The organism is Streptomyces humicola (assembly GCF_024436035.1).
GTDB classification, from domain to species: domain Bacteria; phylum Actinomycetota; class Actinomycetes; order Streptomycetales; family Streptomycetaceae; genus Streptantibioticus_B; species Streptantibioticus_B humicola.
This window is the reverse complement of the sequence record NZ_JANFNG010000016.1, coordinates 19,933-38,930: the sequence shown is the minus strand read 5'-3', so window position 1 is coordinate 38,930 and position 18,998 is coordinate 19,933. Positions and strand designations below refer to the sequence as shown.

General features: G+C 69.1%; 18 protein-coding genes and 4 pseudogenes. 13 read left to right on the top strand and 9 right to left on the bottom strand.

What is annotated here, in order from left to right:
- The first annotated feature begins 107 nt into the window (after positions 1-107).
- Positions 108-443, top strand: a complete 336-nt coding sequence (locus NGB36_RS20075) for an archease (RefSeq protein ID WP_255921731.1) — start codon at positions 108-110, stop codon at positions 441-443.
- A gap of 631 nt (positions 444-1,074) precedes the next feature.
- A complete protein-coding gene (locus NGB36_RS20070) occupies positions 1,075-2,538 on the top strand; it encodes an extracellular catalytic domain type 1 short-chain-length polyhydroxyalkanoate depolymerase (RefSeq protein ID WP_255921730.1) in 1,464 nt (487 codons plus the stop codon).
- Here the strand turns inward: NGB36_RS20070 and ftsH are convergent.
- Complete coding sequence (gene ftsH / locus NGB36_RS20065; RefSeq protein ID WP_255921729.1) at positions 2,505-4,451, bottom strand: ATP-dependent zinc metalloprotease FtsH; 1,947 nt, start codon at positions 4,449-4,451, stop codon at positions 2,505-2,507. The genes NGB36_RS20070 and ftsH overlap by 34 nt on opposite strands.
- A gap of 489 nt (positions 4,452-4,940) precedes the next feature.
- On the opposite strand from ftsH, the gene NGB36_RS20060 reads away from it, so the two are divergent.
- The 3 genes from NGB36_RS20060 (at position 4,941) to NGB36_RS20050 (ending at position 6,399) form a co-directional block, all read left to right on the top strand.
- Positions 4,941-5,315, top strand: a complete 375-nt coding sequence (locus NGB36_RS20060; protein WP_255921728.1) for a hypothetical protein — start codon at positions 4,941-4,943, stop codon at positions 5,313-5,315.
- On the top strand, positions 5,315-5,890 hold the full coding sequence (locus NGB36_RS20055) for a hypothetical protein (protein ID WP_255921727.1): 576 nt from the start codon (positions 5,315-5,317) through the stop codon (positions 5,888-5,890). Before NGB36_RS20060 ends, NGB36_RS20055 begins: the two co-directional genes overlap by 1 nt.
- A 107-nt stretch (positions 5,891-5,997) precedes the next feature.
- Positions 5,998-6,399 carry a VOC family protein gene (locus tag NGB36_RS20050; protein ID WP_255921726.1) on the top strand — a complete coding sequence of 134 codons (402 nt, stop codon included), beginning with the start codon at positions 5,998-6,000 and terminating at the stop codon, positions 6,397-6,399.
- 57 nt (positions 6,400-6,456) lie between these two features.
- On the opposite strand, the gene NGB36_RS20045 is transcribed toward NGB36_RS20050, so the two are convergent.
- From NGB36_RS20045 to NGB36_RS20030, 4 genes and pseudogenes are all read right to left on the bottom strand, one after another.
- On the bottom strand, positions 6,457-7,389 hold the full coding sequence (locus NGB36_RS20045; protein WP_255921725.1) for a glycoside hydrolase family 18 protein: 933 nt from the start codon (positions 7,387-7,389) through the stop codon (positions 6,457-6,459).
- A 228-nt stretch (positions 7,390-7,617) separates the two neighbouring features.
- Positions 7,618-8,121 carry an LURP-one-related/scramblase family protein gene (locus tag NGB36_RS20040; protein ID WP_255921724.1) on the bottom strand — a complete coding sequence of 168 codons (504 nt, stop codon included), beginning with the start codon at positions 8,119-8,121 and terminating at the stop codon, positions 7,618-7,620.
- Between the two features lie 146 nt (positions 8,122-8,267).
- A pseudogene (locus NGB36_RS20035) lies at positions 8,268-8,465 on the bottom strand (hypothetical protein); the annotation flags it as partial.
- Entirely contained in the window at positions 8,462-9,232 is a 771-nt protein-coding gene (locus NGB36_RS20030; RefSeq protein WP_255921723.1) for an alpha/beta hydrolase, read from the bottom strand. The pseudogene NGB36_RS20035 and the gene NGB36_RS20030, both read right to left, overlap by 4 nt.
- Positions 9,233-9,415: 183 nt before the next feature.
- Between NGB36_RS20030 and NGB36_RS20025 the strand changes: the two genes are divergently transcribed.
- Positions 9,416-10,948 (top strand): class I adenylate-forming enzyme family protein, encoded by a 1,533-nt coding sequence (locus NGB36_RS20025; protein WP_255921722.1) that lies wholly within the window; start codon positions 9,416-9,418, stop codon positions 10,946-10,948.
- Here NGB36_RS20025 and NGB36_RS20020 read toward each other — a convergent pair whose 3' ends face one another.
- Positions 10,949-11,491: a M23 family metallopeptidase gene (locus NGB36_RS20020; RefSeq protein WP_255921721.1), complete on the bottom strand. Its 543-nt coding sequence runs from the start codon at positions 11,489-11,491 to the stop codon at positions 10,949-10,951. It abuts the gene before it with no gap.
- A gap of 393 nt (positions 11,492-11,884) precedes the next feature.
- Between NGB36_RS20020 and NGB36_RS20015 the strand changes: the two genes are divergently transcribed.
- Both NGB36_RS20015 and NGB36_RS20010 read left to right on the top strand, forming a co-directional pair.
- Complete coding sequence (locus NGB36_RS20015; protein WP_255921720.1) at positions 11,885-12,589, top strand: TetR/AcrR family transcriptional regulator; 705 nt, start codon at positions 11,885-11,887, stop codon at positions 12,587-12,589.
- 55 nt (positions 12,590-12,644) lie between these two features.
- Positions 12,645-12,857, top strand: a pseudogene (locus NGB36_RS20010) (SUMF1/EgtB/PvdO family nonheme iron enzyme); the annotation flags it as partial.
- Positions 12,858-13,110: 253 nt separating this feature from the next.
- Here the strand turns inward: NGB36_RS20010 and NGB36_RS20005 are convergent.
- Positions 13,111-13,359 carry a hypothetical protein gene (locus NGB36_RS20005; RefSeq protein ID WP_255921719.1) on the bottom strand — a complete coding sequence of 83 codons (249 nt, stop codon included), beginning with the start codon at positions 13,357-13,359 and terminating at the stop codon, positions 13,111-13,113.
- A 705-nt stretch (positions 13,360-14,064) separates the two neighbouring features.
- Between NGB36_RS20005 and NGB36_RS20000 the strand changes: the two genes are divergently transcribed.
- The 5 genes and pseudogenes from NGB36_RS20000 to NGB36_RS34065 form a co-directional block, all read left to right on the top strand.
- On the top strand, positions 14,065-14,946 hold the full coding sequence (locus NGB36_RS20000; RefSeq protein ID WP_255921718.1) for a COG4705 family protein: 882 nt from the start codon (positions 14,065-14,067) through the stop codon (positions 14,944-14,946).
- Positions 14,947-15,701: 755 nt separating this feature from the next.
- Entirely contained in the window at positions 15,702-16,673 is a 972-nt protein-coding gene (locus NGB36_RS19995) for a potassium channel family protein (protein WP_255921717.1), read from the top strand.
- A 527-nt stretch (positions 16,674-17,200) separates the two neighbouring features.
- Positions 17,201-17,737: a tetratricopeptide repeat protein gene (locus NGB36_RS19990; protein ID WP_255921716.1), complete on the top strand. Its 537-nt coding sequence runs from the start codon at positions 17,201-17,203 to the stop codon at positions 17,735-17,737.
- 69 nt (positions 17,738-17,806) lie between these two features.
- Positions 17,807-17,923, top strand: a pseudogene (locus NGB36_RS34070) (IS982 family transposase); the annotation flags it as partial.
- Positions 17,924-17,972: 49 nt separating this feature from the next.
- Positions 17,973-18,080, top strand: a pseudogene (locus NGB36_RS34065) (IS982 family transposase); the annotation flags it as partial.
- Between the two features lie 83 nt (positions 18,081-18,163).
- On the opposite strand, the gene NGB36_RS19980 reads toward NGB36_RS34065, so the two are convergent.
- The gene (locus NGB36_RS19980; RefSeq protein ID WP_255921715.1) at positions 18,164-18,514 is read right to left on the bottom strand and encodes a DUF202 domain-containing protein; all 351 of its coding nucleotides are present in this window, start codon (positions 18,512-18,514) and stop codon (positions 18,164-18,166) included.
- Positions 18,511-18,927 (bottom strand): YidH family protein, encoded by a 417-nt coding sequence (locus tag NGB36_RS19975; RefSeq protein WP_255921714.1) that lies wholly within the window; start codon positions 18,925-18,927, stop codon positions 18,511-18,513. Before NGB36_RS19975 ends, NGB36_RS19980 begins: the two co-directional genes overlap by 4 nt.
- Positions 18,928-18,998 lie beyond the last annotated feature (71 nt).

The window sequence follows — 18,998 nt, the reverse complement described above, 5'->3', positions numbered from 1 at the left end:
GGTGGCGACGGGACCGGCACGTACCGCTTCACCGGCCGGTCACCGCGGCGTACCGCACACCGCGGACCTGCGGGTCGAGGCATGGGCCCCCGACCCGTGAGGAGTGCATGGCCCAGGCGGTGCACGGCGTCGTCGACGCGTTCGTCGACACCACCGACGCGCAGGCGCTGCGCAGACACGAGGTCGTGCTCGGCGGGGAACGCGACGAGGACCTGCTCGTGGCGCTGCTCGACGAGGTCGTCTACCGCCTCGATGTCGCCGACGAGATACCCGTCGACGTCGAGCTCGCCCCGTTGCTTGGCGGTCTGAGGGCCGTATTCCACATGGCCGATGCCCTCTCGCTCCCGGTCACGGGGGCGGCACCGAAGGCGGTGACACTCCACGGCCTTTCATTCGCCCACGGCACCGATGGATGGAGCTGCTCGGTGACCTTGGACGTGTGAGCGGTCGAACGCAAACCGTCGGAGGCACGCGCGAAGGAGGCGGTCGTGATGCGCGTGATGGACAAGGGCCATCAGCCGACCCCGTCGGCGGGCCCGGAGATCGTCGAGGAAACGCCGTTCAGGTTCCGGATCCCCCAGCACGGCGGTATGCGGGTGCCGGGCGTCGTGTTCGCCAGCCGTGCGCTGCTCCCCGAGGCCGCCGGTGGCCAGGCTCAAGGGGTGAGCGTTCGGGGGCGAGGGGTGTGCGCGGGCGCGCCGCGGGGCGGCATCGTGCATCACCGGGTGCGGCTGTCGTCTCGCGCCCTCCGGGCGCAAAGACGGCGGCCTGACCGCTCGGGGCGGTTGCGGCGGTGTCGGTCGCTCGGTGCGAGGGCGGCTGCCGCGCCGGCCGCACCCCGGGCGCGTCCGGCATATCCATCTCCCGGTGACTGGGACTCGCCGTTCTCCTGGCGGGGTTCTGCGGCTGGTGGATCCGGCGCCGTCTGACCTGATGGCCTGACGCCGCCATGGCGGCTCGCCCTATGACGGACTGGTAAAAACTGGATGACGGGCACATGCCCAGCCGCCCGGGTGGGTCCCACGCTACAGACGCGACGTCCACGTCCACGTCCCACCCACCCGGGAGCCAGCCATGTCCCTTCTGCCGACATCGCCGCAACGCCGGCGGTGGATCGCCACCGTCACAGGAGTGCTCGCACTCCTCGCCGGAGTTCTCACCGTGGGGTCACCGACCGCGTCTGCCGCAGGACTGACGCAGGTGACCGGCTTCGGCTCCAACCCCGGCAATCTCAACATGTACAGCTACCTGCCGGCCAACCTGCCCACCAATGCGCCGCTGGTGGTGGCGCTGCACGGCTGCACCCAGTCGGCGAACGACTACTACACCAACTCCGGCTGGCCCAAGTATGCGGACATGTACGGCTTCGCGGTGGTGTTCGCGGAGCAGCCGTCCACCAGCAACCCGATCCTCAACTGCTTCGACTGGGGCACGCCATCCGACGACGGCCGTGGCCAGGGCGAAGCCCTGTCGATCTATCAGATGGTCCAGTACGCCGAGAGTAACTACCACGTCAACCCGAGCCGGATCTATATCACCGGACTGTCGGCGGGCGCGGGGATGACGGCCGACATGCTCGCCGACTACCCGGACGTCTTCGCCGGAGGATCGGTCGACTCCGGGCCCGCCGCACAGTGCTCCACCAGCGGCATCACCAACACCAACTGCACCTCCGGGACCACCAACAACACCGTGCAGCAGTGGGGCGACCTCATCCGCAACTCCGACCCGGGGTACACCGGGCCGTGGCCGCGCGTGGCGATCTGGCAGGGCAGTTCCGACACCACCGTCAACCCCGCTGAGCTGACCTACAACATGGACGGGTGGACCAACGTCTGGGGCATCAGCCAGACACCCTCGAGCACCCAGTCGCTGCCCGGCGGCACCACCGAGTCGGTCTACAACGACTCCTTCGGCAAACCTGCCGTGGAGACGTACTCGATCTCCGGAATGGGACACGGCCTCGCCGTCAATCCCGGCTCCGCCACCGATCAGTGCGGCAGTACCGGCACGTACTACCTGAACTACATCTGCTCCAGCTACTACACCGCCCAGTTCTGGGGGCTGACCGGCTCCTCGGGCGGCAGCGGCACCCTGCCCGCGCCCACCGGTGTCATCGCCACCGGGACCACCGGCACCTCTGCCTCGCTCTCGTGGAACGCGGTCTCCGGCGCCGCCTCCTACGACGTCCGCCGCAACGGCACCGAGGCGGGCTCGACCACCTCGACCTCGTACACCGACACGGGCCTGGCGAGCGGCACCACGTACAGCTACACCGTCGCGGCCGTCGACTCCTCCGGCGCCGTGGGCACGCCGTCGGCGGCCGTCAGCGCGACCACCACGGGCTACATGCCGCAGTGCTTCACCGACGACAACTACAACCAGGTCGCCGCGGGCCGTGCCACGAACAACCTCGGGGAGGTCTATGCGGACGGCTCCCGCCAGGACATGGGCCTGTACAACACGTACGTCACCCACACTCTCGAGGAGACCTCACCGGGCTACTACGTGATCGCCGACTCAGGCTGTCCCACGTGACCTCCTGCGGGTTCCTGGCGCAGGACGTCGAGTACGACCGATCCGTCGACGGTCTCGTGGGCGATCAGGAGGTCGGCGAGCCGGTCCAGGGCGGGGCGGTGCTCGCGGAGCAGGGCCACGGCGCGTTGCTCGGCCTGGCGCAGCAGGCGGGCGACCTCCTGGTCGACGACGCGCTGGGTCTGTTCCGAGTACGGGGGCCGTGTGAGCTCTTCGCCGGTCTCGCCGAGGTAGTGCGGTTGCGGGGAGGCGTAGCCGATCGGGCCGAGTTCGGGGGAGAGGCCGAACTCGCGGACCATGCGGGTGGCGATCTGCGTAGCGCCGGCCAGGTCGTTGGCGGCGCCGGTCGACCCCTCGCCGAAGACGAGGAGTTCTGCGGCCCGGCCGCCGAGCCGTACCGCGAGCAGGTCGGTGAGGTAGGCCTCGCTGTACAGGTGGCGTTCTGCTTCCGGGAGTTGCTCGGTGACGCCGAGGGTGACACCGGCGGGCAGGATGGTGACCTTGGCGACCGGGTCGGCGTGCTCGCACAGCGCCGCGACGAGTGCGTGGCCGGATTCATGGACGGCGACCGAGCGGCGTTCCTCGGGCAGCAGGGCGTTGGAGCTCTCCCTGCGGCCGAGCAGGACCCGGTCGCGGGCGGCCTCCAGGTCGTTCCGCCGGATCCGGGTGCGGTTGTCGCGTACGGCGTTGATGGCGCCCTCGTTGATCAGATTGGCCAGGTCGGCGCCGGAGAAGCCGGGGGTGGCGCGGGCGACGGCGTCGAGGTCGACGTCGTCGGCGAGGGTCTTGCCGCGGGCGTGGACGGCGAGGATCGCGGCCCGCTCGGCCTGGTTGGGCAGCGGCACGGTGACCTGACGGTCGAAGCGCCCGGGGCGGAGCAGGGCCGGGTCGAGGGCTTCGGGGCGGTTGGTGGCGGCCAGGACGACGATGCCACTGGACTGGTCGAAGCCGTCCATCTCGGCGAGGAGTTGGTTGAGGGTCTGCTCGCGCTCGTCGTTGCCGCCCAGCCGCTGCCCGCCGCTGCGACGCGACCCGACGGCGTCGAGCTCGTCGATGAAGATGATGGAGGGGGCGCGTTTGCGGGCCTCCTCGAACAGGTCGCGGACCCGGGAGGCGCCGACGCCGACGAACATCTCGACGAACGCGGAGCCGGTCACCGACAGGAACGGCACGTCGGCCTCGCCTGCCACGGCGCGGGCGAAGAGCGTCTTTCCGGTGCCGGGCGGCCCGACCATGATCACGCCGCGTGGGCCCTTGGCGCCGGCGGCGGTGTAGCGGGCGGGGTTGCGCAGGAAATCGACGACCTCGCTGATCTCCTGCTTGACCCCGTCGTACCCGGCGACGTCGTCGAACCGGGTGGTCGGCCGCTCCGCCTCGATGATCTTCGCTCGCGAGCGGCCGATGGCGCTCAGCCCGCCCGTCATCGCACCGGCGGCCCGGCGCCCCATCCACAGGAAGAAGCCGATCAGGAGCAGGAACGGCAGGAAGGACAGGACGACCGTCAGCAGGGAGGAGCCGCCGCTGCTCTGGCTCGCGGTGATCTGCACGTGGTGCGAGGTCAGCTGCTGCTGCAGCTGGGCCCCGGTGCCCAGCGCGGTCGGGATCTGGGTGGTGAATTTCGTGCCGTCCCTGAGGGTGCCGCTGACCGACCCCTTGTCGTTGATGTCCACCATCTGCACCTGGCCGGCGCCGACCTTGCCGACGAAGTCGCTGTAGGAAAGCGGTGTCGTGTGCGGTGCGGACGGTGCCCGTGCGAGCAGCAGGACGATCGCCATCGCGGCCAGGATCCACAGCACGATCCACCGCCCGCCGCGCGGCTGGGCCGGCCCGCTCGGCGGTCTGGGCGGCTCACGCGGGGGCCCCGACTTGGCAGGCGGCGTCAGATGCCGGTACGGCATCCGCACTCGTGTGATCACGCAAACCCGCCTCCTCAAGCGGCGGTGGTGGTGCCCTCATCTCCCAGTATCGTCACCTCCGGCCGGCCCGGGCAGGTCCGGACGGTCCAGGCCAGGGCCGTGCGGGGTGAGACGGGCACACCGGACGGGGAACGGGAGAGGCAGTACGGGCGAGCCGGTGCGGGTGAGCCATGACGGGCAAGGAGCACCGTCGACGAAGCACCCGGCGAGGCAGTGCCGTCCGCTCGGGCATCGGCGTTCGGGCGCCGGGATTCAGGCACCGGCGTTCGGCCATCGGGTCCGGCCATCGGGTCCGGCCATCCGGAGTGCGCGCGGCAGGTGTTCATCGGGGCCGTTCATAACGTGCCGGGAGCATAGGACATATCCGTTCTCCGGCGATTGCGGTAACCGACATCGATGTCGTCCTGGGTGGTTTGCCGTGGGTGTTCGTCCACCATGACCCGGACGGGGCGTTACCGCTTCAACCAGCGTGGTCTACCCTGTCGGGCCATGGAAGCGACAACGCAGTTTGCCGATATAGAAAATGTGCGCAGCTATGCCGCGGACCTGCCGGCGAAGTGGCTGCAGTGCCGGGAACTCGGCCACAACTGGGGCCCGCACAAGGCGAGTCTGAACGAGGAGGGCGGCTTCGACCGCACCCTGGCCTGCAGGCGCTGCACCGCCAAGCGCCATCAGGTTCTTGACAGTTATGGCCGCATCGTCAGCAACTCCTACGAGTACCCGGAGGGCTACCAGATGCCGCCAGGCCAGGGACGCATCTCCGGTGACGCCAGGGGAGTGCTGCGCCTGGCCAGCATCCAGCACACCATGGAGGCCCAGGAGATCAGGGCGGCGGCCCGTGTCTCGTCGAGGAAGGCCCGGTGATGGCGCAGACCATCAGCTTGGTGTGCGACTGGTGCGACATGCTCGGCATGCCGAACGTACCCGCGGTGCGCACCCGGATCATCGCCCTGGACGGACCGCAGCGCCGGATCGACGTGTGCGGGCGCTGCGATGTGAGCCTGGAGTCATTCGCGGAGCTGTACACCAGGGGCCAGGACCTGCCCACCGAACCCGCCACGACGTCGAAGAGGCCCGTCGCACGGAACAGGGCCGGACAGCTGGCCGCGAACGGGCAACCAGCGCAACCAGCGCAACCGGTGCCGCCGGAGGAAGAGGACGGGGCGGCACGCAAGGAGCTGTTCGTCGTCTGCCCCCTTCCGCACGGGCAGGCGGGCGACCCCAAACGTGTGCGCTACGAGCACCGGGGCAACCACGCGGACATGGTCCATCACGCCAAGATCTGGGACATCCTCTGGGAGGACCCGGACGAGATCCTGACCGAACCCTGCGAAGCCCACAAGGAGTGCCTCGCCAACGGCTTGAAGTTCACCACCGTCCGCGGCAGGAACGCCCACGTCAACACCGCCCCCCTCGACAAGGCCGCCACAGCCGTCTGACGCCGCCGTCTGACGCGGCCGGCCGTCACCGCTGCCGTCCGGGCCCGGGCGGGACCGATGTACCGTGAATGATGTGGCTCCTGGGATTCAGGCTTGGAGGTGCACTCATGACCGAGCAGGAAGACCTGGCCAACATCCGGTACATCGTCGACGACGTGGAAGCCGCCGTGGACTTCTACACCGCGCACCTCGGATTCACGCTGCGCCGCAGCGCTGCGCCCGCCTTTGCCGACGTGGTCCGCGGTCACCTGAGGCTGCTGCTCTCGGGCCCGACGAGCTCCGGCGCACGTCCCATGCCCGACGGCGCCACCCCGAGCCCGGGCGGATGGAACCGGATCTACCTCACCGTCGACGATCTCGATGCGGAGGTGGCCCGGCTGCGCGCAGCCGGAGTTCCATTCCGCAACGAGATCGTCACGGGCCCGGGCGGCCGCCAGGTCCTGGTCAAGGATCCTGCGGGGAATCTCGTCGAGCTCTTCCAGCCCGCCCAGCACCACCGCGACCACTGACCGGCTGCTGGCGCCGCCGACGCCACCACCGGATTCCGGCACCGGGCCGGCAAGACTTCAGATCTTGTTGAAGATCTTGGAGTAGGCGTAGCCGGAGGCTTTGTCGTAGCCGTCGACCTCCCAGAAGGAGAGCTCCTGCACGCCCTTGGAGGCCGCGAAGCGCTCCAGCGTGCCGGCGTTCGACTGGGTGAAGTCCTCGTTGTCGTCATTCCGGCCCGCGATGGGCGTCAGGCCCAGCATCCCCCAGGCCTGGCCGGAGGAGACGCCGAAGACGTGGGCCAGCTGCGGGGCGGAGCCGTCCGCCGCGGATTCGGCGTCCGCGAGAGCGTTCTGACCGTCTCCGAAGTCCATCGTCATGATGTTGACGAGGTTCACCTTGACGCCCTTGCTCCGTGCATCGGCGAGCATGGTCGTGGCGTTCGACTCCATGCCGCCCGGGTCCACCGGCACCGTGAAGTCGATCTGGACACCGGGGTTCTGCGCCTGGAGCGCGGCAAGCGCCTTGTCGCGGCGGGAGTTGGCGGAGGTGTCGTCCAGCACGCTGCCCTCGATGTCGAAGTCGAGCCGGGTGACCCCGTAGGTGTGCACGACGTTGGCATAGGCGGCCGTCAGCGCGGAGACAGAGGTACAGGTCTGGGCCAGCTCGCCTCCGGACTCGCCGCCGAACGAGAGGATGACGTCACCGCCCGCCGACTTCAGGGCGTTGATCTGTGAACGGAAAGCGCCCACCGAGGAGTTGTCGTCCTCCCACTTCGGCGTACAGCCCGACTTCGGTATCAGGAAGGCCAGCGAGTAGTACTTGTCACCGCTGGCGCGCATGTCCGCGGCCATGTCGCTGGCGTCACCGCCGCTGATCTGCAGATACGGTGCCGCGTAGCGCGAGGGGAAGGCACCGGCGGCGTGCGCGGCGGGTGCCAGGAGCGCGATCAGGGCGGACGGTAACAGGGCTGATGCCGCCACGGCGGCGGTGAGACGAGGGTGTCTGAACATGACAATCCTCCCGGTCGGGATGTCACGGAATCTGTTAGGAAAGACTCCTAACCGTCACTGGTCCGCAGGACCGTACTGCGGCCGAGCGGCGCCGTCAATGGACTGGACCAGCCCTGCTGGTGAGGTGGGCTGCCGCTCAGCCGGGTGCACGGTTCCGGCCGTAGTCGTGGCATTCGAGGCGGGGACAGGATTTGGCGTTCGGAACCGAAGTCAAGCGATTGCCCGATATCAGAGGTTGGTGAACTTCTCGCCCTTCATGTCCTGAAGCGTGTGGTCCACGCAGACCGCAAGGATGATCAGCAGGGTCGCGTCCTGGTCGCTCAGCACGTCGACCGCGTAGGCGTCCCGGATGCTGAACCAGCGCCGGGAGACATGCGCCAGCGTGGTGCCGTCCTGCTGGATGTCGAACTCACGGTCCCAGAAGTTGCCGTTTATCCGCAGTTGCTGCCCGTCCCGCAGGGTGACCTTGAAGCGATCGCCGAAGAGTTTGAACACCCGCTTGCTGAACCGGGCCTCCAGCTCGCCGTTCCGCTTGATCAGGATGGTGTGGTGGAAGGTGAGCGCCTTCCTGACGATGCTGGCCACATGGTTGCCCTGGGTGTCCACGAAGTCGAAGGTGCGCCGCAGCCGGAACAGCTTCCGGTTGACCTTGAAGACCTTCTCCCGGTGTTCGGTCTCGATCCAGGCTTCCTCGTGGAAGGCCAACATGCGGTCGCGTACCAGGTAGCGCATCGGAATCCCGTCCAGATCGTTGCGTCATTGCTGCCAGGCCAGTGGCGTTCTGCCGCCCCAGAGCGTAGTGGCGGCGCGCCGACCGGACGGGAGCGGGGCACGCACCGTCCCGCTACCGTTGATCCGTGCGGACGACGAGGGGGTGCGATCCCGGATCTGACCGCCGACGATTCCGGGCAGGCCGCGAGCAGTTGAATCCGCAGGTCGTCATGGAACAGCGGGAGCACGTCCAGCAGCCGGGTTGCCGACGTGACGTTGTGGGCGACGAGCACAACCTTGCGGCGCCGCCTGCGGGTCGCCCACCGCGCGGCATCGTCGCCGACCGGAACGCGTACGCGGATCACGTCGCCCGTCCGCCGGCCGCTTCACGGGCGGCGCGTGCGATGACGCCTGCGGTTGCCCGGCCGGCGCGCATCGCATGGTCGGTTCGGGCGGGACGGCAGCGGCCCTGCTCGGGGTCGTACTCGGTCATGACGACGCCGGCGTGGTCGGTGGCGGGTGACACAAGGTGCGCCGGCCATCCGTTGGCCTGCAGCGCGATGTGGAAGTCATGGGAGTGCCGACTGCTCAGGACTGCATCCTCGACCCCGTGGACCAGGTGGATGGGCACCGGGGGCAGCCCGCAGCGTTCCAGATCGGAGAGCGGGGCGGATCCGGTGCTGCGTGCAGGCATGTCGTAGCGGCCGGAGATACCGACCGCAGCCGAGGGACGCCAGCCGCCGTCCGGCTCGGGTGCCAGTGCCATTCCCACCGCCGCGCCGGCGCCGGCCGACCAGCCGGCGAGCGCGATCCGAGCCGGGTCGCCACCGAACGATGCGGCGTGATCACGGACGTAGCGCAGGGAGGCCAGCAGATCAGCTCGCCCCCTGTCCTGCGCATCGGGTCGCCAGTCGGGAACGAACACCAGCACGCCGTACCGCGCCACGTCCTGTGCCAGAGGAACGAGCACGTCCTTCTCATTGCGACCGCTGCCGTGCCAGAGAAGAACGACGGGCGTGGCGGACGGGGCAGGCGCGGGCATGTGCACATCCAGCCACTGTCCCCGGTCGCCCGGCTCGGCCTTGTAGAGCACGTCGAGCACGTCGAGTACGTCGCGCTTCACGGTCGTCATCCGGGGAAGTCTAGACGGCACAGGTCAGCAGGAGGTCAGCAGGATTGGTCCGGGTGTTGGAGGGTGCGCAGCCGCTCAGGTCACGCATCGCGAACACATTGGCCGTGACGCCGTCCTGGCCGGTGGCGGCCGATGGTGCCTATCGTGCGGTGGTCGCCATCGTTCGAGGGATGGGAACTCGTTGTGGCTGAACGGAATCTGGCCAGGCAGGCAGAGCGCCAACTGGAGCTGCATGGCAGCTATGACTCGCTGCACTTCGAGGGCACCTGGTGGTCCAGCGCCGCACTGGCCGACCGGGCGTCCCGGCTGGCAGCCGGGCTGGCCGGGCTGGGAGTGCGACCCGGCGACCGCGTGGTCGTGGTGATGGCCAACTGCCCCGAGGTGCTGATCACCTACCAGGCGGCCTGGCGCGCGGGTGTCGTGGTGACACCGGTGCTCTTCCTCGTCACCGAGGATGAGCTGCGCCACGTGCTGGCGGATTCAGGTGCGGTCGCGGTGGTCACCACGGCCGAGTTCCTGCCCAAGGTCAATGCGGCGGTCGGCTGCGTGGCGGGGGTGCGCTTCGTTCTGGCCCCCGGAGCCGAGGACGACCCCGCCGCCCCGGTGCCGGTGCTGGACTTCGCCGAGGTGTCGGCCACCGAGCCGGGCGCGATCGCAGACCGGGGCGACGACGACCTGGCCGCTCTGCTGTACACCGGCGGCACGACGGGCCGCTCCAAGGGCGTGCCCCTGACCCACGCCAACCTGCTGTGGTGCGGCTCGGCGAGCCAACAGGCCTCCTCGGGCGAGGGGTTGACCCGGACGCTGCTGCCGTTGCCCCTCGCGCACGCCTACGGACTGCTGGTCACCTGCACCGGCCTGCACCAGAGGGAGCCGCATCGGACGATCCTGATGCGCTGGTTCGACCCGGCCGGCTGGCTGGAGCTGGTCCAGAGCCACAAGGTGCACCGCAGCACGCTGGTGCCCTCGATGATCCAGATGCTGCTCGCCCAGCCGTTGGAGGAGTGGGACCTGTCCGCCCTGGTCGCGGTCTCCTCCGGCGCGTCCCCGCTGCCCGCCGAGAGCCGGAGGGAGTTCGAGGCCAGGGTGGAGAGCGTGACGGTCTACGAGGGGTACGGCTGCACCGAGTCGGGGTCCCTCATCTCGACCAACCCCCTGGGCATGCGCCGGGCGGGAAGCGTCGGCCGGCCGGTGGCCGGGTGCGAGGTGAGCATCCGCGACGAGGCCGGCCGGCCCCTGCCGTCCGGACACGACGGGGAGATCTGCGTACGCTCGCCCGGCGTGATGTCCGGGTACTGGCGTGCGCCGGAGGTCACCGAGTCGGCGCTGGCCGACGGCTGGCTGCACACCGGAGACATCGGCCACCTGGACGCCGACGGCTACCTCTACGTGGTGGACCGCAAGAAGGACCTGATCATCCGCGGCGGGTTCAACGTCTTCCCGCGCGACGTCGAGGACGTGCTCATGGACCACCCGGCGGTCGCCATGGCCGGAGTAGTCGGCCGGCCCGACCCCCGGCTCGGCGAGGAGGTGATGGCTTTCGTCTCGCTGCGCCCCGGCGCGCATGCGACCGCGGACGACCTGATCGAGCATGCGAAGGCGCGCCTGGCCGCGAACAAGTATCCGCGCGAGGTGCGGATCGTCCCGCAGATACCGCTGACCAGCGTCGGCAAGCTCGACCGGAAGCGACTGCGCGCGGCCGTACGCGCCGAGTGATCAGTCGAGCAGGTCGACGCCGTGCCGGGCGAGGTAGCTCACCGGGTTGACGTCGGAGCCGTAGCCGCGCCGGGCACGGACCTCGAAGTGGAGGTGGGGGCCGGACGCCCGGCCGGTGGCTCCGGAGTAGCCGATGCGGGTGTCCGCGGTGACCCGCTGCCCGCGGCGGACCCGGATCCGCGAGAGATGGGCGTACAGGGTGTAGTAGCCGTCGCGCATGTGGATGGTGACCGCATTGCCGTAGTCGCCGGAGTATCCGGCGAAGACCACGGTGCCCGAACCCACGGAGTACACGGGCGTCCCCGACGGGACTGCGAGGTCGATGCCCGTGTGGTGGCCTGACATCCAACCGCCGGATACGCCGTACGGGAGGGAGACGCGGTACGCGTCCTCCGTGGGAGCCAGCCAGAGCCCCGAGCCGGCGGCCTGCTGGGGCACCGCGGTGAGCTGGTCACCGGTGGCCGCCGTCGAGGCCGGAGCGGCGCCGAGCAACAGTGTGATCGCCGTGGCCGCCACCCCGAGGATCCGTATGCGTCCGTTCATGTCGTGTGCCCTTCGCCCAGTGACCGTGTGGAGCCGTTGATCTGAGGACACGACATATGACGGTTGCTTGCATCCGGGACGGCACCGCTGGAGTGAACCCGGCCCGCGACGCGCGGGGCCGGTCAGCCATTCGGCGGGATGGTGCGTGTGCGCGCCAACGATGACAGGTGTGCGTCACCCGCGCGGCCCTTTCACCGGGACCAGACCAACTCCCCGCCGACGTAGGTCCATACCACCTCGGTTGCGGCGGTCTCCTCCGCATGCCCGAGCACCACCTTCCCGAACATGGGGAAGGCGCAGTTCCGGGCCCTACTCGTCCCGTAGCGCTCCCGGGTCCTGGCGGCGGGGCCACGCGGTTATCGATGATAACGGTTGTCGTGTAACATTGATTCCATGTCGGCCGAGGAGAATCTGGACACCCGTGAACGCATCCTCATCGCCGCGGCGGACCTGCTCGCCGAGGGCGGTGCCGACGCCGTCTCCACCCGCGCGGTCAGCGCCGCGGCCGGTGTACAGGCTCCCACGCTCTACCGGCTCTTCGGAGACAAGAAGGGCCTGCTGGACGCCGTCACCGCATACGGCTTCGAGCGGTACCTGGCGGACAAGCAGGCGATGGCGGTCACCGAGGATCCCGTCGAGGATCTGCGGCGCGGCTGGGACCTGCATGTCGAGTTCGGCCTGACGCACCCCTCGTTCTATGTGCTGATGTACGGAGCGGTGCGTCCCGGTGAGCGCCCCACCGCGGCCGAGGACACCCACCGGATCCTGCTGGCCATGCTCGGGCGCGCGGCGCGGGCAGGCCGCTTGCGCGTCCCCGTCGAGCAGGCGGCGCAGATGATCCAGGCCACAAGTACCGGCGTCGCCCTCGCCCTGATCTCTGCACCCTCCGACGCCCGCGACCTCGGACTGTCGACCCGCACCCGGGACGCCGTCCTCGCCACCTTGACCACTCAGGCCGCACCCGCCGACGGTGCGGACTCGGTGGCCTCCCGCGCCATCGCCCTCGACGCCGTGCTCCCACGCTCGCCCGGCTCCTTCACGGCGGCCGAGGCGGCGCTGCTGCGCGAATGGCTCGGCCGGCTCGCCTCCGCGCCGTAGAGCCAGTCGGTGTGCCGGTAGTCGCCGGTGGCGCGCTGGGCGAACCGTTCATTGCGCCGCATTCCTCCCCGCCGCTCTGCGCCGCGGCGCTCCACGTCCCGAGCGCGCCCTCTGGTGGTGCGGGGTCCAGTGCGCCGCCGGGAACCGGCCGGAGAGCCCGGGCCGCACCCTCGCCGACCGCGGCGACCGTCCCGTGGCGCACGTCTCCCGGAACGATGCCGCGGCATACGCGGCTTGGGCGGGCCGGCGGCTGCCGACCGAGGCGGAACGGGCTGCGATGAGCGCCGAGAACCGGCTCGGCGCGAACGAATCACCACCGCCGCATGGGTGAGCGCGGCGCGGGCACCCGGCGGACCGGGCCAGGGCGGGCGACCCGGCCCGTCCGGGGCCGGGCCCCGGTTCGGGTACGTCGTCCGGCATGTCGGACTCGGGCTCGTCGGGCAGTCAGTCGTCCCTGGCCCCGGTCATGACCGTCGAGAGCGAGCGCCGGGCGTTTGACGGCCCGGCGCCCATGGCGGCTCCTACTTCTTGGAGCAGACCTTGTAGGGCTTGACCCAGACCTTCTTGGTCTTGCCGTGGGAGGTAACTGTCCTGTAATGGCCCTTGACGGTCCTGCAGTGTTTCGTCGTGAGGGTGTGCTGGCTGGTGGTCACACTGGCGTGCGCCGCCGGCGTCGCGAAGGCCGGCCCCGTGGTGGCCACGGCCGCCCCAGCGGCAAGCATGGCCGCGGCGGCGCTGGTGGCCAGAGCGCGTACGGTTCGACTCCGCATAGTCGTCACCTTTCTGATCGTCTGATCGGCGACTGTCCACTGCTCTCTTCGATTTTTGGCGTCCCTCGCGCAACACGCATCTCGATCTTCACTGGACGGTCAGGAGCCGTCGGTCCCGGGCAGGTCATCGGTGGTGGTGAGGGTCAGCCGACGCCGGGGCGCACGAAGGTGCGCGTCCCGCGCTACCGCGTGCAGCCCACTGTCCCGTCCACGGCCAGGTCGGCTCGGCCGGCTCGGCCAGGGACCTCCCTCATGAGACCTCACGCTGCAGTCCTGCGTGGGGCTGGACACGGGGACTCAGCTACCCCGAACGATTCAGACGAACAGTCAGGTCGCTGCGACGCGCACTCTCGCCTTGGCTTCGGGGCTGAGCATCAATCCGTCAGCGGTTCAGTTCACTCCTTCGGGTGGCGATGACGTGCGGCGGCCAGGAAATGAGATCGTCGGGCACGCCGTAGGGGGCACGATGGTGATCACGAAGCTCTGTGCCACGTGGCGAAAAAATGACACTTTCGCGAAGAGACCAGTGTTTTGTGTGTCACGGTCTCCCGCTCAGCCGATCAGGGTCGATCGCAAGAGCTCCGTCGAAGCCGGAAGCAGCCCCGTGCGCTACATCGCGCGGACCCGGTCATCGAGAAACTGATGGATCGGAGAGGGATGGCCACAGAGAGGTTCAGTGTCGCAGCGCCCGGCCGGGCCGGTCATGTGCTGCGCAAGCTGCCCCATGTGACGGTGTTGTTCTGGGCGTTGAAGACCGTCGCGGTGACCCTGGGGGAAACGTCCGGCGATTTGTTGGGAATCACCTTCAAGCTCGGCTATGTCGTCACCGCGTTGGTCTTCCTGGTCTTCTTTCTGGTCGTTGTGGTGGCTCAGCTGCGGGCCAAGCGGTTCCATTCGGCCCTGTTCTGGGCGGTGGTCCTGGGCACCAGCATGGTCGGCACTGAGATCTCCGACTTCATGAACCGCGGGTTCGGCCACGGTAGTGCCCCGAATGGCATCGGCTACGCCTGGGGCGCGGTGATCCTCACCAGTGTTCTGGCCGTTGTCTTCCTCGTGTGGTGGCGGACCGGGCAGACCTGTGACGTGGAGAACATCGCCAGCCGTAAGGGCGAGATCCTTTACTGGATCGCGATCCTGACCTCGAACACGTTGGGCACGTCCAGCGGGGACTGGCTGTCCGACGACACCGGCCTGGGGTTCCGCAACGCATTCCTCGTCATCGCCGGCATCATGCTGTTGATCGTTGCTGCGCACTACTTGACCAGCATCAACGGCACCGCCTTGTTCTGGCTGGCGTTCGTCCTCACGCGCCCGCTGGGCGCGGCCGGCGGCGACTCGTTGACCAAACCTGCGGACGAAGGTGGCCTGGGCTGGGGCACCCTATGGGGTTCCGCGGCACTGTTTGCCCTGCTCGTGGTCCTGGTCGTCTACCAGACCCGGCTCGTCCACCGGCACCCTCTCGCCCCCTTGCCCGCCCCGGTGAACCGGCGCACGGGAGCACCTCAACGGCCCAACGGGGCACTGGTCGACGTGACCGGGCACGACACATCCGCGCGCCGACCGGCAAGGTCGAAGGCAGGTCTGTGAACGTCGCGTGCGGCGCGGGATGCACGACAGCTCCGTCGGCCGACTCGACCTGCGCGTGAGCGGTGTCTCAGCAGTGCCCTGCCGAACCGGCCCTTCGACAGTGCGAGGCGTGATCACAACCTGCGGTTGCGGATCCCTGTGCCGGATCGCGATCGCCGGGCGAATGATCGATCTGGGATGGTTACCTGCCGGGCGGGGCCGGTGCCAGATCCGCGTAGTGTCCAACAGCACGGGCCGCTGGGACCTGCTCGTCGTGCCCCATGAATGCGAATTCGGCGAGTTCGACATGCCGAAGTCGCCGCCGGGTCCTTATCGCCAGCGGGCGTACCCGGATTGGGCAGGTGGTAGTGGTAGAGGGATGAACGCAGCCATCACTGTGGCCGTGATCCTTGCGCTTGCGCTGCTCGCCGTGGGTGTGTGGATCGACTGCAGACGCAACAGCACGACGACATCGCGAGTTTCCTCTTCGGCCGCAGTCAGCACAAAGAGATCCCTACGGTCCTGAAGACGCCGTAGGGACCGTCGACCGTCCACCGTCCACCGGCCGGCGGCTCGCCGCGCAGGCCGCCGAGGAGCGGCGGACACTGGCAACGGAGCCGTCCGATGCCGGGACGTGCTGATCGAGAGCGCCTCGGTGACGCAGGGTGACGGACGGCGGTACGGAGGCGCCCATGCGGCTGCGAGGCTGGACAAAGCCGCCTGGGAGAGTGCCTTGGCGCCCGTTCCGGACGAGACCGCCGCGACTCGGGGGAGGGATGTTCGGACGCTTCAAGCTGCCCATCACGCTGGTCGTGGTGGCGCTCATCTACGGAACACTGGGGTACTGGCTTGTCGAGGGCAAGGACCTGCTGGACGCCTTCTACACGACCGTGCTCACCCTCAGCACCGTGGGCGTGGGCCAGGGCCCAGCACAGGGTTCCGGCGGCAAGGTTTTCACGATCTCCCTGATCTTCTTCGGCGTCATGGCACTTTTCACCGCCATTGGCGTGGGGACCGAGGTGGTCGCCTCCGGGGAGGTCGCACGATGGATGCGGAGGAGCCGGATGATCAAACGCGTGGACCGGCTCAGCGGGCACTATGTGGTGTGCGCCTTCGGACGGGTGGGCCGGGCCGTGGTGGAAGAGCTGCGACGGCAAGAGCGCACCGGGGTGGTGATCGAGCCCAAGCCCGAGCTGGCGGGGACGATTGCAGAGCACGCGATTCTTCACGTCGCCGGAGACCCGACCGACGAGGCGGTCCTGCGGCGGGCCGGCATCCAGCGTGCCCAGGGCCTGATCTGTGCGGTGGACTCCGACGCGGCCAACGTGTTCATCACACTCACCGCACGGGCGCTCAATCCGGACCTGCGCATCATCGCCCGCGCCGCTGAGAGCGCGTCCGTGGACAAACTGATCCGTGCAGGTGCCGACGAAGTGGTCTCCCCCTACCGACTCAGCGGTCGGCGTATGGCTCTGCTCGCCGTGCAGCCTTCCATGCGCGAGGTCGTGGACCTGCTCGATCTCGGCCCGGACATCCGGCTTGAAGAGGTGGCGGTCCGGCCGGGCTCGCGACTGGACGGCCTGACGGTCATGGAGGCGAGAACCCGCTACGCAGGCGTGGCGATCCTTGCGCTGAGAAAGCCGAGCAGCACGGTCGCAGCGAACCCCGAACCCGGTGTGCGGCTCGCCCCCGGCGATCTGATCATCGTCCTGGGTCCGGTGGGAATCCTCGACCGCATGGCGGACTGAAGCGTGGGAGCGCGACGCTTCGTGATGTTGCAGCACACCTTCCGTACCTTCTACCAGCAGGGAAAGCGAACCTCCACGCTGTGGACGCACTCGGACACCGGAGCGCTGTCGTTTTACGAGCGGATTGGGATGACGGTGCGTTGAAGTTCGACGGTCTACAGCAAGGCGCTCGCCGCTGGGTAACGTGGCCAGCACATTGCACTGGTTCGCCCCGATCGAGGCAGCACCTGAGCGAGCGGCCGGTGGAGTCCCGATAGCCCGGTCAAGCCAACCGCGGAAGAGCGACCAGCGCGCACCGCCCCCAGTTCGGAAGAGTGCAACTTCGGTTGAGCGCTCAGCTGCACAGATGCTGACCTCGGCGAAGGGGATGGCTGCGCGAGACAGTGCGCGAGGGGTCAACTGCAGTTTGTGACGTCCGAGACAGCCTCGCGCAGGTCGACGATCTGCTGCAGTATTCGCGGCATCGCGACTCTCCCAGCGCCGAGAGTCCGTAGACGGAAGGGTACGTCCGTGCGACGCTGCACCGCATGGACCAGAAGATCGACATGAACGACTGGGAGCGCCGGAGTGCGCAGGCATGGGCCGAGATCGACGAATACTACGCGCGTGGTGAGGCCGGCGAGGCCGACTTCCGCGCGCGGATCTGCGAGCTTGCCGGCGAACTGCCGAAGGAAAGCCCGATCGCCGCCTTCGAGCGCGCCTGCGCCTGGGACTCCACCGGCCACTCCGACAGAGCCGTTCCGCTGTACGAGGAGGCGCTGGAGGGTGGCTTGGCAGGGATACGACGCCGCCGCGCGGTTATCCAGATGTCGAGCTCGCTGCGGAACATCGGCCGGGTGGAGGAGTCGGTGGTGCTGCTCACGGCGGAGGCCGAGAATTACGACCCGGACGCCGCAGTGCTGGCTGATGCCGTTTCGGCCGTTTTGGCCCTGTGCCTGGTCGACGTCGGCCGCGAGCGCGAGGCGGTGTCGGTTGCCGTGCGCGCTCTGGCCCCGCACCTTCCGCGCTACCAGCGCTCGATGGCGAACTACGCGCGGCTTTTGGTGGAGCCGGACCCGGCCTAGCTGATCGATTCCAGGCGATTGCTATGGGCATGAGACCCGGGAGTCCAATGTCGTTGCGCGAATGGTGACTTGGACTGCCTGGCGATTGCACTGCAGAGGAAGACCGATGACCTGCTGAAGGCTTCTCCGCAGTTGGCCGCGCGACGGCCGGCCGTGGGCATCACGCCCAGGTTGAGTGACGCCGAAGACCTTGATCGGAGACCGCCACTACTACCGCCGCGTGTCGAGGCATGTTGGCGTCGCGGCCCGCGTACTTCAGCGCATCCTCGACATGACCGCAGCCATCCGGCGCAACGAGCACGCCGGTCAGCCAATCAAGCGCTCACTCACCACCCACGATCACCGACCCTTGGGTGGAGGCTGCGAAGGAGTCGCCGACTCACTGGAACCCCCACGTCGGCATAACGGCGCTGCTCGGCCCAGTGGCTAGGACGGCCGGCCCTCGGCGAACACCGCGACGAGGAGCGAGATCAGGGCGGTGAGCCCGGTGATGAGGGCGATCGTGCGCACAGCCCGGCCTCGCGCCCAGGCGCCCGTGCAGTCAGGTCGCCATGCGGCATGGCGCGTCGCGATGGTCCACACTCCGGCGGCCATCACCAGCAGTGCCACTCCGCCGGCCGGGTCGAACTTCGCCACGGCCGCACTGACCGCGGTGAAGGAGCTGGCCGTACGGCGCCAGGCCAGGTGGGTGCGCTCACGGGCCCGGCCCGGGTCGAGATCCTCGACGTCCTCGGGTGCTCGCCGCCGAGCGCGCTCGGGGCGCTCGGGGCCCGTCACCGGGCCGCCCTCCCGGAGGACAGCACGAGAACTGCAGCCAGCACGCACTCGGCGGCTACGACCAGGGTGAGGATCAGCGGCAGGACTGTTCGGGGCAGCGGCCTGCCCAGACGCAGGGCGTGCTGGTTACGCCCCCAGTCCACGTAGCCGACCGCAGCCACGAGGGCACCCAGCGCGATGAGCGGCACGCCGATGGCGCGCCGACCCCAGGGGGTCCCTGCAAAGGGAGGCAGGAGTTGCGTGATGGCGAGCCCGGCGGCCACCAGGGCGAGGGCTGTGCGGCACCACGCGAGGAAGGTGCGCTCGTTGGCGAAGGTGAACCGTGGATCCGGCTCGGTGCCCTCCTCGACCGCCGGTCCGCGCGGCTCCAGCGCCCTCACGCCGCGGCGGCCGGGCCGACGGCTGTGTCGCATACGCCAGAAGTCCCTCAACCGCCTTCCCCTTCCGAGTGGGGGCCGTTCCGTGCTGTTCCTTCCTTGGGCAG

Coding starts and splice junctions, on each gene's coding strand:
- NGB36_RS20005 (WP_255921719.1), bottom strand. CDS start 13,359: ATGCGGAGTCGAACCGTACGCGCTCTGGCCACCAGCGCCGCCGCGGCC.
- NGB36_RS20045 (WP_255921725.1), bottom strand. CDS start 7,389: ATGTTCAGACACCCTCGTCTCACCGCCGCCGTGGCGGCATCAGCCCTG.
- NGB36_RS20075 (WP_255921731.1), top strand. CDS start 108: ATGGCCCAGGCGGTGCACGGCGTCGTCGACGCGTTCGTCGACACCACC.
- NGB36_RS20020 (WP_255921721.1), bottom strand. CDS start 11,491: ATGAACGGACGCATACGGATCCTCGGGGTGGCGGCCACGGCGATCACA.
- NGB36_RS20050 (WP_255921726.1), top strand. CDS start 5,998: ATGACCGAGCAGGAAGACCTGGCCAACATCCGGTACATCGTCGACGAC.
- NGB36_RS19995 (WP_255921717.1), top strand. CDS start 15,702: ATGTTCGGACGCTTCAAGCTGCCCATCACGCTGGTCGTGGTGGCGCTC.
- NGB36_RS20055 (WP_255921727.1), top strand. CDS start 5,315: ATGGCGCAGACCATCAGCTTGGTGTGCGACTGGTGCGACATGCTCGGC.
- NGB36_RS20030 (WP_255921723.1), bottom strand. CDS start 9,232: ATGACGACCGTGAAGCGCGACGTACTCGACGTGCTCGACGTGCTCTAC.
- NGB36_RS19975 (WP_255921714.1), bottom strand. CDS start 18,927: ATGCGACACAGCCGTCGGCCCGGCCGCCGCGGCGTGAGGGCGCTGGAG.
- NGB36_RS20060 (WP_255921728.1), top strand. CDS start 4,941: ATGGAAGCGACAACGCAGTTTGCCGATATAGAAAATGTGCGCAGCTAT.
- NGB36_RS20040 (WP_255921724.1), bottom strand. CDS start 8,121: ATGCGCTACCTGGTACGCGACCGCATGTTGGCCTTCCACGAGGAAGCC.
- NGB36_RS20070 (WP_255921730.1), top strand. CDS start 1,075: ATGTCCCTTCTGCCGACATCGCCGCAACGCCGGCGGTGGATCGCCACC.
- NGB36_RS19990 (WP_255921716.1), top strand. CDS start 17,201: ATGGACCAGAAGATCGACATGAACGACTGGGAGCGCCGGAGTGCGCAG.
- NGB36_RS20015 (WP_255921720.1), top strand. CDS start 11,885: ATGTCGGCCGAGGAGAATCTGGACACCCGTGAACGCATCCTCATCGCC.